Source organism: Peptoniphilus koenoeneniae (assembly GCF_030812875.1).
GTDB lineage: Bacteria > Bacillota > Clostridia > Tissierellales > Peptoniphilaceae > Peptoniphilus_B > Peptoniphilus_B koenoeneniae.
On the sequence record NZ_JAUSTN010000004.1, the window covers coordinates 195,696 to 211,393 of the forward strand.

15 protein-coding genes and 1 pseudogene are annotated in these 15,698 nt (G+C 30.7%); 2 read left to right on the plus strand and 14 right to left on the minus strand.

The features are described 5' to 3' along the window. Window positions 1–4: 4 nt before the first annotated feature. The 3 genes from J2S72_RS04905 to J2S72_RS04915 form a co-directional block, all read right to left on the minus strand. Complete coding sequence (locus J2S72_RS04905) at window positions 5–1,729, minus strand: ABC transporter ATP-binding protein (RefSeq protein ID WP_307495091.1); 1,725 nt, start codon at window positions 1,727–1,729, stop codon at window positions 5–7. Beyond that, window positions 1,726–3,495: an ABC transporter ATP-binding protein gene (locus tag J2S72_RS04910; protein WP_023054939.1), complete on the minus strand. Its 1,770-nt coding sequence runs from the start codon at window positions 3,493–3,495 to the stop codon at window positions 1,726–1,728. Before J2S72_RS04910 ends, J2S72_RS04905 begins: the two co-directional genes overlap by 4 nt. Window positions 3,496–3,602: 107 nt before the next feature. Continuing rightward, window positions 3,603–4,217 (minus strand): TetR/AcrR family transcriptional regulator, encoded by a 615-nt coding sequence (locus J2S72_RS04915; RefSeq protein WP_023054933.1) that lies wholly within the window; start codon window positions 4,215–4,217, stop codon window positions 3,603–3,605. A 284-nt stretch (window positions 4,218–4,501) separates the two neighbouring features. On the opposite strand from J2S72_RS04915, the gene J2S72_RS04920 reads away from it, so the two are divergent. Next, window positions 4,502–4,858 (plus strand): plasmid mobilization protein, encoded by a 357-nt coding sequence (locus J2S72_RS04920; protein WP_023054942.1) that lies wholly within the window; start codon window positions 4,502–4,504, stop codon window positions 4,856–4,858. Between the two features lies 1 nt (window position 4,859). Next, a complete protein-coding gene (locus J2S72_RS04925; protein WP_081696555.1) occupies window positions 4,860–5,165 on the plus strand; it encodes a relaxase/mobilization nuclease domain-containing protein in 306 nt (101 codons plus the stop codon). Window positions 5,166–5,241: 76 nt separating this feature from the next. Here the strand turns inward: J2S72_RS04925 and J2S72_RS04930 are convergent, their stop codons facing one another. The 11 genes and pseudogenes from J2S72_RS04930 to J2S72_RS04980 all read right to left on the minus strand — a co-directional run bounded on the left by J2S72_RS04930 (window position 5,242) and on the right by J2S72_RS04980 (window position 15,684). Beyond that, window positions 5,242–6,372, minus strand: coding sequence for a toll/interleukin-1 receptor domain-containing protein (locus J2S72_RS04930; RefSeq protein ID WP_023054945.1), 1,131 nt, complete (start codon window positions 6,370–6,372; stop codon window positions 5,242–5,244). Between the two features lie 223 nt (window positions 6,373–6,595). Further along, on the minus strand, window positions 6,596–7,087 hold the full coding sequence (locus tag J2S72_RS04935) for a TIR domain-containing protein (RefSeq protein ID WP_023054936.1): 492 nt from the start codon (window positions 7,085–7,087) through the stop codon (window positions 6,596–6,598). A 1-nt stretch (window position 7,088) separates the two neighbouring features. Beyond that, the gene (locus J2S72_RS04940; RefSeq protein ID WP_023054953.1) at window positions 7,089–8,552 is read right to left on the minus strand and encodes an SIR2 family protein; all 1,464 of its coding nucleotides are present in this window, start codon (window positions 8,550–8,552) and stop codon (window positions 7,089–7,091) included. Further along, window positions 8,549–8,758, minus strand: a complete 210-nt coding sequence (locus J2S72_RS04945) for a helix-turn-helix domain-containing protein (RefSeq protein ID WP_036739084.1) — start codon at window positions 8,756–8,758, stop codon at window positions 8,549–8,551. Before J2S72_RS04945 ends, J2S72_RS04940 begins: the two co-directional genes overlap by 4 nt. Before the next feature lie 135 nt (window positions 8,759–8,893). Then, window positions 8,894–9,179 (minus strand): annotated as a pseudogene (locus tag J2S72_RS04950) (DNA-binding protein); the annotation flags it as partial. A gap of 75 nt (window positions 9,180–9,254) precedes the next feature. After that, window positions 9,255–10,097, minus strand: coding sequence for a nucleotidyl transferase AbiEii/AbiGii toxin family protein (locus tag J2S72_RS04955; RefSeq protein ID WP_023054947.1), 843 nt, complete (start codon window positions 10,095–10,097; stop codon window positions 9,255–9,257). After that, complete coding sequence (locus tag J2S72_RS04960; protein ID WP_023054946.1) at window positions 10,094–10,681, minus strand: type IV toxin-antitoxin system AbiEi family antitoxin domain-containing protein; 588 nt, start codon at window positions 10,679–10,681, stop codon at window positions 10,094–10,096. The genes J2S72_RS04955 and J2S72_RS04960 overlap by 4 nt, the downstream gene beginning before the upstream one ends. 507 nt (window positions 10,682–11,188) lie before the next feature. Continuing rightward, complete coding sequence (locus J2S72_RS04965; RefSeq protein ID WP_023054956.1) at window positions 11,189–12,865, minus strand: recombinase family protein; 1,677 nt, start codon at window positions 12,863–12,865, stop codon at window positions 11,189–11,191. 97 nt (window positions 12,866–12,962) lie between these two features. Then, window positions 12,963–13,124, minus strand: a complete 162-nt coding sequence (locus tag J2S72_RS04970) for a hypothetical protein (RefSeq protein WP_000368177.1) — start codon at window positions 13,122–13,124, stop codon at window positions 12,963–12,965. Between the two features lie 484 nt (window positions 13,125–13,608). Then, window positions 13,609–14,019 (minus strand): sigma-70 RNA polymerase sigma factor region 4 domain-containing protein, encoded by a 411-nt coding sequence (locus J2S72_RS04975; RefSeq protein WP_050973568.1) that lies wholly within the window; start codon window positions 14,017–14,019, stop codon window positions 13,609–13,611. A 312-nt stretch (window positions 14,020–14,331) separates the two neighbouring features. After that, window positions 14,332–15,684, minus strand: a complete 1,353-nt coding sequence (locus tag J2S72_RS04980) for an MATE family efflux transporter (RefSeq protein ID WP_023054955.1) — start codon at window positions 15,682–15,684, stop codon at window positions 14,332–14,334. Between the last annotated feature and the right edge of the window lie 14 nt (window positions 15,685–15,698).

The window sequence follows — 15,698 nt, forward strand, 5'->3', positions numbered from 1 at the left end:
ATTGTTACTGTACAATCTTCCATTCTTTAGACTTTTCTTGATAATTCCATAAGTCTTTATATAGTCCTTCATTTTTAATAAGTTCTTCATGCTTCCCAACTTCCTCTACCTTTCCTTTGTTTAAAACAACAATTTTATCAGCTCCCATTACGCTTCTTAATTTATGGGCTACAACCACAACTGTTTTATTTTTAATTAAATTTGATATGGCTTCCTGTATAATAAGTTCATTTTCAGGATCAAGCGAAGATGTTGCTTCATCAAGTAGTATTATTGGGGCATTTTTTAATATTGCTCTCGCTATTGATATTCTTTGTTTCTCACCTCCAGACAGAGTCGCTCCTCCTTGTCCAATCATAGTGTCAAATCCATCATCCTTTTTGACTATAAAGTCATAAGCTCCTGCCATTTTTGCAGCATTCATGATTTCATCTTTAGTTGCATTTTCATTTCCAAATTTTATATTGTTATAAATTGTGTCTTTAAAAAGATACACATCTTGAAAAACAACAGAAAATTTATCCATTAATTTATCAGGGTCGGCTGTTAGCAAATCTACTCCACCAATTTTAATTGTCCCTTCATTAGGATCATAAAATCTGGAAATTAATTTAATTAGTGTAGATTTTCCAGAGCCAGAGTAACCAACAAAAGCAGTTAATTCATTTTCATTAATGTCTAATGAAACATTATCGATAACCTTAGATTCCTTGTAAGAAAATGAAACATCGTGGATTTCAATTTTGTTGCTTTCGTTTACATCGGAATTTCCTGACATAGGTTTAGCCTTAAGTAAGTTAATGATTCTCTCTCCTGAAACTGATGCCATTTGTAGACCTGTATAATTTACAAGTGCAAGCTCCAAAGGATCAAAAATCCTTGTACCTACAAATAAGAACATTAAAAATGTATCAATTTCCAAAGATCCATTTATAAATAAATAGGAACCGACTAAACTCATCAAAGGAAGTCCTATTCTTAAAATCATACTTGCTATAGTAGTTAATGAACCAACCCCTTTCTCACTCTTAATATTTGCATTTCTTGAGTTATCTATATCTTCTTCAAGCTTTGTTAATGTATCATCTAAGCTGTTATAAGCTTTTAGAGTCTTAATGGCATCCAAATATTCGTTTATATCTTCTTCCTCTTTTATCCTCATTTTCTTTGTTTTCAAATAAATTTTTTTCTGAAAGTTTTGCATGAGTGTAAGAAGTAGAACAGAAATCGGCAATCCAATAAGTGTTGCTATTCCCATTTTTACATTAATTATCAAAAATAATATTGAGCAAAGAACCGCTACACATATGCCACTGAAAAATTGAGGTAATTGATGCGTTACTGCCGTTTCAACTTTGAAAAAATCATTCATTAATGTATCTAAGATCTCTGCTGAGCTTTTCCCTGAAATATAACCTATTGGCAGCTTTCTTATGTGGTCTGCAAGCTTTATTCTTCCATCTGCACTTGTCTTGTATCCAAGTTCATAGGTATATTTTGTGGCTAAATTTTCCAATAAAAATGTTATTAGGAAAAATACTGCCATTATCCCAAAATACTTCCATAAAAGGCTCGTATCTATACTATCTACACCTCTATTTAAAAATAGTGTTTCTACAATTTTCGCCAAAGCAATAAATGGTATAAGGTTGGAAATAGATGCCAAAACATTTAAAATAATTGATTTTCTTATATTATTCATCTTTCCTAATGTAATATTTCTTATCATTCATTCTCACTCCCTTCTATATCCATTTGCCAAATATTTGTCTTCTTATAAATATCAAAGAGTCGCTTATATATTCCATCTGCAAGGATTAAATCTTCATGCTTACCTCTTTCTGCAATTTTTCCATCAGATATTACTAAAATTTGATTTGCATTCTCTATGGTATTTAACCTATGAGCAATCATGATAACTGTCTTATCTTTAACCAATTCAGACAAAGCTTCCTGCATAAGATATTCATTTTCAGAATCAGCAAAACTTGTTGCCTCGTCTAATACTAATATTGGTGCGTCCTTTAAAATCGCTCTTGCTACAGCAATACGTTGTTTCTCTCCTCCAGATAAATAAGTCCCTTTACCCAAAACAGTGTCATACCCATCAGGAAGTTTTACAATAAAATCATGACATCTTGCTTTTTTACATGCTTTTATGACATCCTCTTTTGTAGAACCTGTCTTTGCCATAGCAACATTATTGAAGACTGTATCTGTGATAAGATCACTGTCTTGAAAAACGAATGCTATCCTCTCCATTAAGGCGTTCATCGGAATATTTTTTATATTAACTCCACCAATTTTAATAGAGCCTTCTGAAGGATCGTAAAATCTGGGTATTAGCGTTCCAATGGTAGATTTGCCTGCTCCCGAATAGCCAACTAATGCTGTAACTTCTCCTTGTTTAGTACAGAAGCTTATATTCTTTAAAACCTCTTCATCTCCATAAGAAAAGCTTACATTCTCGAATTCAAGATCATGACCTTTTATCTCTTCCTCGATATTTTCAATTGCCAATTCTTTTTGATCTATAATTTCGTAGATTCTCAAAACAACTTCATTTAGTAAATTCATTCCTTCTGCAAAATCTCTAAGTTTTAATGCAGGTACGCTAATGGCAGGTGCAAGAATCAAATAGAAAATAAAAACTGTAGCAAAATCCAAGTTATTATTTTGTGACATTAAAAGTATTCCTACTGGAACTATGAATGTAGCAACAGATAAAATAAACATTCTAAATGAAACAAATCCCGGTCTTATCATTGATGTCATCGAACTTGTAAAGTCTCTATATTCTCCTACTGACTTTGAAAAAGTTTTAAATGATTTTGCTCCTGTTCCAAATATTTTCACTTCCGGCATACCTTTAACGTATTCAGTAGTTGCTGAATTAATTTGATCCAAAATCGCAAAGTTCTTCTCAAGTCCACCCGACTTTATAATCTTTGCCATGATTGCAATCTGAATTCCTAAACCAACAAATATAATTAACAAAGTCGTAAGACCTAATATTAAATTTATCTTCAACATAACAATTATCATTGCTAAAATTAGTGCTAAAGTTGAAATTAAATTTGGTAATTGATGAGAAAAGTATCCCTCAATTTGATTCATATCCGATCCTAATACTTGCCTTATTTTTGACTTGTTATCCCCAGTGAAAAATCCTAAAGGAAGGTTCCCAATATGAAATAATATCTTCTTTTTTAAGTTAGCTATTAAAACATATGAAAACTTATGGCATAAAATACCGCCAATGTAAGTTAAGCAATATGACAATACCACTGCTGCAAGTCCATAGGTGCAGAACTGTATTGTACTTTGTTCTAATTTTCCATATAAAAATAGAGATTTTATGACTTTGTATATCACCAAAATTGGACAAATACTTAATAGCATTCCAAGACTAACAAATAATATTCCCCCTACAAGTTGTCCTTTTTTTATTTCACTGTAGGAAATAATATCTTTGATTGATTTCTTCTTTTTCATCTAAAACATACCTCCTTACCGAACGAGTTCGTTCATTTGCCTTAAAACTAATACAAGGAAAACACCATTGATGTTTCCCTTGTAAAATACTTATATTTTATTTTTCTCTAATGAGGTCTTTGAAATAGTTCGCTTATTATTCCAAAGGCTTCACTTGAATTTGTTTTGTTTTCTCCCTTAATAATATAGTCATTATATATTGTTCCAACAGCTCCGTATAAAATAAAAGCTGCAAAACTTCTCACATTTTCCCTGTTTATTCCCATATTATTTTCTATTTTTTTATTTTCAATTCCTTCAATTATAAACTCTGAATAGACATCTATAAATTTTCCAATGTAATGAATTAATTCCCATAGCCTGTAAGAGTTATCTGTAATTGAATTCTCTTTCGAAAAATTATATCTTGTTGTAAATTGACCGATATCTTTTACTATGAGATCTCTTAGAATTTTTATTCTTTCTTCGTAATCTATTTCCTTGTTTTGAAGGATACCTAACTTATTTTTTAATTTTTCTTCAAAATATGTTTCCATACAAGCCAAGAAAATATCTTCTTTTGATTTGAAATAATAATAAAACATTCCCGGCGCTCCGTTAACTTCTGCGAGAATATCTCGCACAGAAACTTTTTCATACCCATACTTTTCAAAAAGTCTGGATGCTATATTTATAAGCTCCTGTTTTCTTTCTTCTGGATCTTTTACATTTCTCTTTACCAAAACCTCACCACCTATTGACCGACACTCGTTCTTTAATAAAGATTATCATTTTCTTATACTTTTGTCAATAGTACCCTGAATTTATATTCTGAGTATGGTATAATTTTATTTACTATAAATAACACGCTTAGCGCTTATAACTTTAATAGCAAGCACAGTAAGTGAGTACCCACTTACGAAAAATTGATGAAGCAGAACCTTTATGGACTGCTTCTTTTTTTATCAATTTTACCTTGTTAGGGAGAACCCTAAGACCCCAATATTTTATGATAAGGAGATAAACTATGGATAATAGAAAAAGAAATAATCAACTAAAAATATATTTAACAGATGAAGAAAAAGAAGTTTTTGTAAAAAAAATGAAACTTGCTAATTGCAAAACTATGTCCCACTTTCTTAGGAAATGTGTATTAGAAAAAGAGATTTATGTAGTAGATTTAGAACCATTTAGAAACCTACAATGGCTACTTTCAAATGCTACGAATAATATAAACCAGATTGCAAAAGCTACTAATACAACTGGCATTATTTACAAGAATGAAATCGAATCAATGAATAAACAGATAGAAAAATTATCAAGAGAAATATGGCAGATCCATTCCCTACTTCTTAATAAATCAAAAGAAAGTTCTGGTGACTAATATGGCAATTACAAAAATACATCCTATAAAATCAACTCTAAATTTGGCAATAGATTATATAACTAAGAGTGAAAAAACTGATGAAAAAATCTTGGTATCTTCATTTAAATGTCATCCATCTACTGCTCATATTCAATTTATGAAAACACGAGAAGACAATGATACTAAAGGTACAGTTTTGGCTAGACATTTGATCCAATCTTTTCTACCAGGAGAGGTTAATCCTATAAAAGTCCCGGAAATTAGAATGAATTATGTAAGGGTGCTTTTTACAAAATCTAATACATGTGAGCTTTATCTAATATGAAAGATCTATAGAATCTACATATATAAGGAGATGGAAAGATAGCCATCTCCCTTACATTAACGCAATTTATATTAGTTCAATAATTTTCTATAATAATTTCATCAACACTTTTTATTTCAGTGTAACCTTTATAGAAAATAGGAATATCTTCATTTTTTAAATTTGGTGAATTATAAACATAAATTTTTTTATCCAAAGCGTCTGCATACCCAAGTTCCCATGGACACCATTGTGATTTAAAAGTTAATTCTGTTAAAAAAATTATAAAAATCTTACTCTGATGTATTCTTAGTTTAATAATTTCTGATGTTGAAGCATTACACCATTCTCGTTTCAAATCGTATTTATCATTAACCCAGTCTATATAAGCCACATATCCTTTTGTATTTAGGGTTTTATAAAATTCAACTATTTGATTCATGTCATTAGAGTTATGAGATATAAAAACATCAAATCTTTTTACCTTCTCTAAATCATCTACGTACAGTCTCTGTTTTAAAACTTCAGGACCTGAATTGTTTTTTACAATTTCGTTATCAATATAATTTTTCTTTCCTTTTTTCTTACGTCTTAACATAAATGGTAATCCAATAGATTGAATGTAGTTTTGGGCTTCTTCTTTTAAAGAAAAATTTCTTGTACATGAATTAACCTTATAAAAAAACTCCGTAATATTTGATGATTTATATTTTGAAAGTTCTCTCATTATCTCTAATTTTTGATGCAAGTCATAGGTTTTAAAATATTTATCTATAAAAAACGATGTATATTGTGGTTCTATTTCTTGAATAAATCTTAATGTGCCGTCAACTTTTTGTTTTCTTTTATCAAATTTGGATTTTGATATCTGCTTTATTTCATTCTTTAAATTTTCCATATCATCTTTTCCCAAAATAATTCTATTCTTATCTTTTCTAAGTTTTTTCACACTATGAAAAGAACAATCTAAAATAAAATTATAAGGTTTTATAAAATTATATCTGCTTTTTTTCCCATACTTAAGTAGAACCATATTTTTGTTATGCCAAAAATTATACTGTTTATTCAAATCATCCCACAAATGTGGATATAACTCTTTAAATGTATTAACAATATCATCGTCTGAAAAAGTATATGGCATTAACTTCAAAACTTGTTGAATTGACTTTTTAAATTTCTTTTTGTAATCAATATATATTTTATTGAATTGTCTTGCTGTTTTTCCCATAACCAATTACTCTTTTATCCAACTTGAAAGTGGTATTATAGATTTTTTGTTTTTATATTTTATCATAACATAATGTCCTGACTTTACTTTTTTCCTGAATAATATTACTCTCACTCATCGAACTAAGTTATATATGAATATATTCTAGATGCTCATTTCCTTTTCAGTTACACTTATTCTTTTTCATAACCCATCACGTTGATGTTTTTATCAACTTACACAGTTATTTTCCTTTTTTTAGTGCTGCTTTTTCAATCCAACTTCCCAAATTATAATATCCATTGTCTTCCAAATAGTCATACAAATCATCACAAATATAGTCAAAATACGCAGGTGTACCATCATTATAATATCCAATAATAGTATGTGGATTACCCTTTACTGTTGTCCTTTGAGTTATCATATCTCTAAGATTATGTATATGAATCCCAATTATTGCATTTCCTCTTTCGATGCTTTTTCTTATTTCATATTGGACAAATGGACGGTTTAATGTTTCTTTACCAATTAGGACTATAGTAATTGAAGTTCCTTCTAGTTGCTTATCTATCCATTTGCAAACAGCATTTTCACCATTCCTTTTAATTTTTTCAAATTCCGCCTTATCGATAAAACCTGCAGCTTCTTTGCCTTGAGTAACCCAACTATTTCTTACTATCATCGATCTATTGATATCCTCATCATAATGAAAACTAAAAAATACTCTTCTTGCCATATTAACATTCCTCCTTACTGTTAAGTCTATTTATTATTTTAATTATTGCATCAACATTAGTGTCTATATCACAAAATTTAGTAATATACTGAATTTCTTCATCATTTAAAATATTTTTAACCATATCACTATTTTCAGAATATAATTCCTGAGATATAAACCCAGTAAATGCTAATGGTATATTCACTAATTGATATGATTCAGCAATATTAAATTCTTGTTTTACACCATCAGCTTTAATAATTTCTCCATCCTTTTGTTTATTACCAAACATATAAATTGCTATACCACATTGAGAAATCATTTCATCTCTATATTTTTCCCAAGTTGTCCTAAGTTGCTCACTATTTATTGCACTTAATGGGAAAGGCATCAGTTTTAAGCTATCTTCAATTTTAATGTCCCTGTGATCATAACAATATTCAGTGATTCCATTTATTACATAAGTCCCCACACCTAATCCATATCCATTAACAACTTTATATCCGTTCTTAACAAGTTCAAAAGATAGTTTCCTGATAAACTCCTTAGCTTCTTGTGCATCTAATGGAGTATAAGTTTCTGCACTTCCAGAAATAAACACAGTTTTTCTTTTATACCTATTTAATATGATTTTTAATATCTCCGTGATTTCTTCATAACTATCAATTAAGCATATTTTTATTCCATATCTGTCTAAATCAGCAATCTGTAGGCTTTGTTTAATTAAATCATATTTGTATTCGTCCATTGCTTTTTTATATTCTTTTTCGTCTTCAAACTTGTTCCTATTAGGTTCAGCAATTTTTTTTAATATATAATAATGTGGTCTGTTATCATCTTCCAGCAAAACTCTCATTTTACTAAGTACAAAATTAAAATTAGGATCACTAAAACTGAATCCTAAAAATAAAAAAGTCTTTGTCAGCAATGTTCCTTCTAAAACATCTCTAAATAATTTTCTACTATTAATTCCATATTCTTCGTAATCATCTCTAGTTATTACTGCATCAGATGGACTTTGAATATCTCCATGCATTTTATATACAACTGCATCATAATTTTTATATGAAAGCTGTAAATCCTTATCATCCTTTCTGACAGAAACATTTTTATTATTTTCTTTCAAGGCGTCTTCAATTAACGTATCAAAATTTGTTGTCCAATATGTAGAAATTGGAAGCTGTGATAATATATTATGGTTTTCCGTAGGTTTTTTATTAGAAGGAAATGAAGCTGATAAAAGTTCATTAATAGCACTTCTTTTCTTTTTATTACAATAAAATTGAGCCAAAGAAATCAAATCATGCTTTTCTTTTGATATATCTAATTCCAACTCCTTTGCAGGTTTTTCTAATAACTTTTCCCAATTATAGTATCCAGCATTTATAGAAAGTCCTGCGCCAGCAAAAATCGCTAATTCATCACTATACAATGCCTGTTCAACAATTTCAATCAATTCTTTTTTCTTAATTATATTGTTCAATTATTCTCCTCCGCAATAGAAATTAGTTCCCCAAAATCAGTATCTAGAGAAATACATATTCTGTATAAAATTTCCATACTAACAAATTCGCCTTTTCCCATCTTTGCTATCGTCGCTGGAGCAATACCAACCTTCTCCTGCAAATCTTTTTTGTTCATATTTTTATCTATCAAAAGTTTCCATAATCCATTATAGTTTATTTTCATAATATCATCCTTAATATTCATATAATTGAATTTTTCCTTCATATATTATATCATAGTTTTATTAAATAAAAAATCAGTGCAGCCTAAAGACGGCCGATTTTATCTCTCTGTACATTCGCTATAATATTTCTTAATTTACTTAGTTTTTTCATCTGTCTTAAAGCTTTTTATTTGCTCTAATATGGTCTTTTAATCTTTATCTTGACTCTTTACTTGTTCTTTTGATTTTAAAAGTTTAGAAAACAAAATACGAACATGCTTATGTTCTTTTACTTTGTTATCAATTTTTGTTTTTTTACAAGTCAAAAGATTTTATTAAATTCTCTTGTCTTTAAGCTATATAAATCTCTTGTCTCATCTACAAGGCTAAGCAATTGGCATAAAATTTATTTAATTTTAAATCCTTTAATGCAAAATAAAAAAGAAGTAAAATAATTCCACTTCTCTTTTACCTAATATTTTTTTGTCTATAAATTTCCAGACAGTGTCTGGAATATTACATCTCACTAACCCTATTTGAAATAGTTATCACTACATCAACAACCTTATCAAAGGTCAGATCTCCAATATACTTATTTTCACTGAGATATACTTCCCACAAGGATCTTTGGTATGAATCTTCTTTTATGTCCTCGATTATTTCCTCATAGTCTTTCATTATCTCCTGACTTCCTCTTTTGTCGGAAGTTCTTTCTATTGCTTCTTTTAAAATTTTATAATCTATCTCATCTTTTTTTAATTTGTAGAGGGTGTATAGGTCGTAAAAGTCTCTCATTCGTGTTGTTGTTATATTTCTTCTGATTATGGTTTCATATTTTTCTGCGAGAATTGTTTCTAATGGATATGCCATTATTTTTATATCTTCTTGGCTAAAGATACAGGGATAAGTATATTCTATTTCCCTTGGCGTTATTGCATCTCCTGTTGTTAGGTCTAGTTTCATCGGGTTTTTGGTCTTTCCAACATTTGCTATTAGTGATATTCTAAAGTTCTCGTACTCGTCCTCTTCCCTAATATAACTAATGTCTTTTATTTCAAATCTTATTCCATCATCGACATCTATATTTATAATTTCATTTACGATTTCTTTTATTTTTTCTTCTTTTAGGGGTATGCCTTTTATGGTTGTGTCCATATCCATAGTTGTTCTATTTTCAATTCCAATTAAGGAAGATATTAGGAATCCTCCTTTTATTACAAAATTATTTTTGTAATTTGATTTGGATAGCCTTTCTAAAAATCTTTCGAAGAAATATATTTGCAGAACTTCTTGTGACTTTAGATTTTTCTTCTCTGCCATGCTTCTTATCTTGCCCTTTATACTCTCGATATTAATCACGATAATACCTCCATGTATTTTCTAATTTCATTTTCTATTTTAAATAATCTACTGTATTTTATGAGTCGTCTTAGATTTTTATTTTGTGATTTAAAGTATCTTTTTATGGCTTCTGTAAAAATTTGCTTATCTATTTTTTCTCTGTCTATTATGATATCGCAAATTGTTCGATCTATATCGTAAACTGGAATAAGGTTGCCTTGTGGTGATTTTATTTCTGTCTTTCCTAGTTCGTATAAGTCTTTTTTTACATAGTGAACTTGTAGATCCTCATATCTTTTTTTGATATGGCTTGCATTATAGCCTTGGGGCACAGATATATGAAATACATTTGGAGTTCTATCTGATAGGTCGTGGAGATAGAGGGCTGTTTGATGTGAAAATATAATTCGATTACTATTTGATGATATTAAAACAAAATCGTCTATTACTTTTCCTTTTAATTGATATAGACCTGGTCTTAATCTTTCTAATTGTCCGATTTTTGTTAATTCTGATAGATTATGCCTAGTATATCCAAGTTCTTCTGCTTCTTTGTTGGTGATTACTAAATTTTCTTGGATATATTCTTTAAGTGTATTCATAGTCCGCCTCCTCTCGTTTACGCTTTTATTATATGTTATAAAAGCGAATATGTAAAGTCGGCTTGTGAATGTTTCATATTTTGAAAAGGATGTAACGAATCCTTACTCCCTTTCTAAAATTATTCTTTCTTAACTCAATATTACTAATATTATTATAGTTACTCTCCGATTTTCGGATTTCTAGAAATCTGTTATTCGGAGTTCTTGAATTCCGATTTTCGGAAGTCTGGACTTCTGATTTCAGAGATCAGATTTTGTATTATTAGTAATATTTAAAATTTATATGTACCTACTTTTTAGTAAAAAAAGAGCAGCCTTTTAAGCTACTCTTGTAGAAAGTATAAAATGGGTTTTATCTTATTTTATTTTTCCTTGTGTCTCCTCATACCAGTTGTAAAACTACTCTTACATCCATGTAGTTTTTTTGGGTCTTTTTGACGTATCCTTCTTCATCTTTATCGAAGACAAAATGCTTATAAAACTGCTTAAAATGCAGGATTTCTATATTTACATCTTTTGTATCAACGCTATAGTCTCAACTTGTTCATCATTGTCCAAACTTATATTTAGATCCTCATCAATGATAGGTAGCTTAAAAGTAATGGATTTTAACCATTGTCCATTAGGCTGTTTCTCTTCATAAATTTGAATTTCAGAAATGAGTGCTTCTATTAGCTGCCTGCGTTCAACATCGTTCATGACTTTATAAAGTTTGTCAAAATAAATCAAAACCTTATATATATTATCGCCAGTAAGTTTTTCAGCTTCAATAGTTTGTTTCTTTGCTTTTGCATCAATTAACAATGATTCTAATTCGTCAATTTTATCGTACATACGATAAAGTCTATCATCTAAATCTTGTTTCCTTCGTTTGTAGTGCTTATCATCAACATCTAAATTATCTATTTCCTCAATGAGCTTAAATTTTGTGGAATGACTTTTCCTTAGCTCTTTTTGATAATTATCTATCTCATTTTCAATCGCTGATGTATCAACCTTCATGTTGATTTTTTCCTGCATCATAGATGCAAATTTAGGATTGCTAACTAACTTGATTATTACCTCAGCGACAGCATCATCTAACAATTCTTCTCTAATTTGTTTGTTATAGGTGCATTTATGTCCTCTATTCATAAGTCTATGCTTACAACCATAGTAATAGAAGTCTTTATACTTCGTCCCATCTTTTTTATATTTTATGGATTTATTTCCAAACATTCCAGCACCACATATCGGACACTTTACTATTCCTGATAATAAGTGTGTCCTCATGTTCTTACCCTTATTTACATGTTCATACTTTTTAGCTTGTGCTTTCAGCTTAACTTGTGCAGCCTGCCACAATTCATCTGGGATTATTGCTTCATGAATGCCTTCTGCTACTAAATAATCGTCCTGCTCTACTTGTCTGTATTCATTCCTTGTACCATGAACTTTTTCTAAAGTTCTTCTTCCAAATGCTATTTTCCCGTTATACACAGGATTCTTTAATATTTTTCTTATAAGACCTGCGTCAAACAATGGATTTTTTCCATTTTGTCTTGGTATTTTTCTTATACCATGGTTTTCTAAATACTTAGAAAGACCATTAGCTCCAATACTTGTGTTTACATACTGATCAAATATAGTTCTTATTGCAATTGCTTCTTCTTCATTTATTAACAACTTTCCATCAATCAGTTGATAGCCATACGGAGCAAATCCACCATTCCATTTACCCTCTCTTGCCTTTTGAATACGACCTTCCATTGTTTGGACACGAATATTTTCTCTTTCTATTTCAGCCACTGCTGATAAAACAGAAATCATCAATTTACCTGCATCTTTAGATGAATCAATTCCATCTTCAACACAAATAAGATTCACACCAAAATCTTGCATTATTTGCAAAGTCGAAAGTACATCAGCAGCATTTCTTGCAAATCTCGATAATTTAAATACAAGAACAAAAGACACTCCATCCTTTCCGGATTTTATATCTTCCATCATACGAGTAAACTGGACTCTGCCTTCTATAGATTTTCCAGACTTACCCGCATCTTCATATTCACCAACAATCTCATAATCGTTATAGAGAGCAAAAGCCTTCATTCTTGATTTTTGTGCCTCTAAAGAATAACCGTCTATCTGTATTGATGTAGATACTCTTGTATAGAGGTATACTTTTATTTTTTCTTTTGACATAGCATTAACCTCAATATCCTTTTCTATATCTTTATATTTTTATATTTTTACCAATTATGGTTTGGACTTATATATCAAGTATATTATAGCACTTTTATTACTTTTTCTCAATCTGTGTTTTTGCTATGTCAAATTTATTTTTATCTTCTATATTTTTTACTGGAGTTGGATTTGGAAGATTATCTAAATCTAAAACTCCAGCGTACTTTGTAATCAGATTCGCAATTAAATCAGCCAATCCATTCCAGTCATTATCCACTAACACACCTCCTCCGCTTTAAATTTTCTATAATCAAATATAATTTCTCTTACTAAGTTTTATGACATTGGTAGGTGCTTGGCAGCAACATAGGAATCTCACCTCCGCCCCTTATTAAGACGAGCCGGCTTAAACTATTGAAGTATCATTATCACTACTTGTATCACCGAACAGATTGCCACCTCTGTTTTTTATGTATTCTTATTTATCGCTCACTTTCTTGTATCCTTGGCTAACCCAGTATTCATAGAACCGAAATTGCTTTCAGCAGAAAGATCATGGCGTAAGTCATAATTCTCCACAAGTAGATAAAGTCCTACCTTGGTCTATTCAGTTGTCAAAGATCAATATTTGAAAGGGATTATTTTCTTTACATTTTCCTATTTGCCATAAGCAGGCTTCTCTCTTATTGAATAAAGTAAAGGAGGTCAAACTCCCCTTCACTTTACATAAGGAAAATTTGACCCCTTTGGTTACCGAAGTTCTAAAGTTCTTCGATGAATTTTTTTAACTTTTCAAGTATTTTGTTTCTTCTTTTGATTAAAGCCGGATGTGTAATACTTTTGATTTTTGCCACTGAACGAACCGTTTCATCATTGAAATACAAACGTTCAATAATATCCCTTTCTTCAGCATTGAGCCTTGATATAGCATTTCTGACTGTTTCAATCATCATCTGTGTTTCAACAATCTTTTCTACATCAACGCTTTCATCAGCGATGTTATCTACAAAGTGTCCGTCATGATCCAATGATGAAAAAAAGAGCAAGTGGTTTTTTCTGTCCACCTGCTCTAAATACTTCTCGTGTTCTCTTTCTCGCCAGTAGACTTTGTATATCTGCTCACTGACTTTTACCTTTTCTCCTCTGACATAAAGGTAATATTCTCTTGCCATAATGTTTCCTCCATTCTTTTTTTGTCTGCGTTTTCAGGCAAAAAAAGGAGGACTCCTGCATCTTGGCATAAGAAGTCCTCTAAAACGAAAGAAACTTGTTCTTCCTTTAATTATATTTAATTGTTTAGACAAGCATATGGAAAGATAAACAGCTATAAAGCTTATAGGAAAAAGGACTATTTTTATTGTGGTTTATTCTTTCAAATAAATATATAGACTTTTCCATTTCTATCCCTCCATTTTATAGCTAACTATTCCTCATAAATTAAGCCTTTCTGCTATTTCAGGTATTCACGCACATAATAAGAAATTTTATGCTTGTACTTTTTCTTTGCTCATCTTATTTAGTTCTCCAAGCATCATGAAGATTCCAACAACAATCATAATGAAATCAACAAGTGGCTGCGTAAACCAAACTGCTTTTACTCCAAATGCCATTGGTAATAAAATCATGGCAGGGACAAACAGGAAGAGTTGTCTAAGCATGACAATAATTCCTGCCTTCTTTCCATTTCCGATTGATTGGAAGAAAGTAACAGTCATAACCATTACTCCATACAAGATAAAGACGGAATAGAACAATCTAAAATTTCCAACCCCTTGTGCAATGATGTTTGCTTCTACACCAAATAGCGAAAGTATCTGACTTGACAGCAATAGGGATGGAACCCAAAAGATTCCTGCAAGAACTAAACCGCCAATAGAAAAGACCTTCATAGCTTCTCTTACTCTGTCATACTGTTTTGCCCCAAAGTTTGTTCCAACAACAGGTTGCAAGCCTTGACTCATTCCCCAAAGAGGAATAAATGAAAAGGCATATACACGAAGTGATGCCGCCATCAAAATTCCATTGGTATCTCCGCCATACTTAAATGCCATTTTATAAAGCATAGTTTGTTGTATCATAAATAAAAGCTGCATCATCATAGCTGATGATCCTACCCCAAACATTTCTTTTTTTATCTCCGGATTAGACTTTATCTTATGGATTTTAACAACTTTACTCTTTTTCAAGAAATAATGTAGTGTTGCCACTGCCTGAACAAATTGTGCTGTGATGGTTGCAAGGGCAGCACCTTCAATCGCATATTCACCCATAACAGTCATTAAGATAGGGTCAAGAATAATATTCAGTAATGCCCCAAGTCCCATAATCGTCATAGCTTTTTTCATCAGTCCTTCACCACGCATAACCATGTTTGCGGACTGTGTGAAGTTTACAAACAAAGAGCCTATAAAGATCACTCTAAGGTATCTAATGCCATAGGCTTTGATTTCACCTGTTGCTCCAACCATAGACAAGAAATGTGGAGCAAGAAGTATTCCTCCAACTGTAATAATTACAGAGAAGAAAATCACCCAATAGATTAGGTTGCCCATTATTTTATCTACAGTTTTTTGATCTCCTTTACCGATTGCTCTTGAAAGTACAGATGCAGAACCTACACCAAGTAAAGTTGAAACACCGCTGTTAAAAAAGGTAAGTGGCATTGCAACGCCGCAGGCAGTCATTGCTGTTTGCCCTATGATTTTTCCAGCAAATATTCCATCCATTAACGGATATAAGCCGATAACAATCATTCCGATAACAGCCGGTATAGATAATTGAAATAACAAGTCTATTGGTCTTTTTGTTAATAATTGTTCTTTCATATCTTGTTTCATCGTCTTCTCCTCTC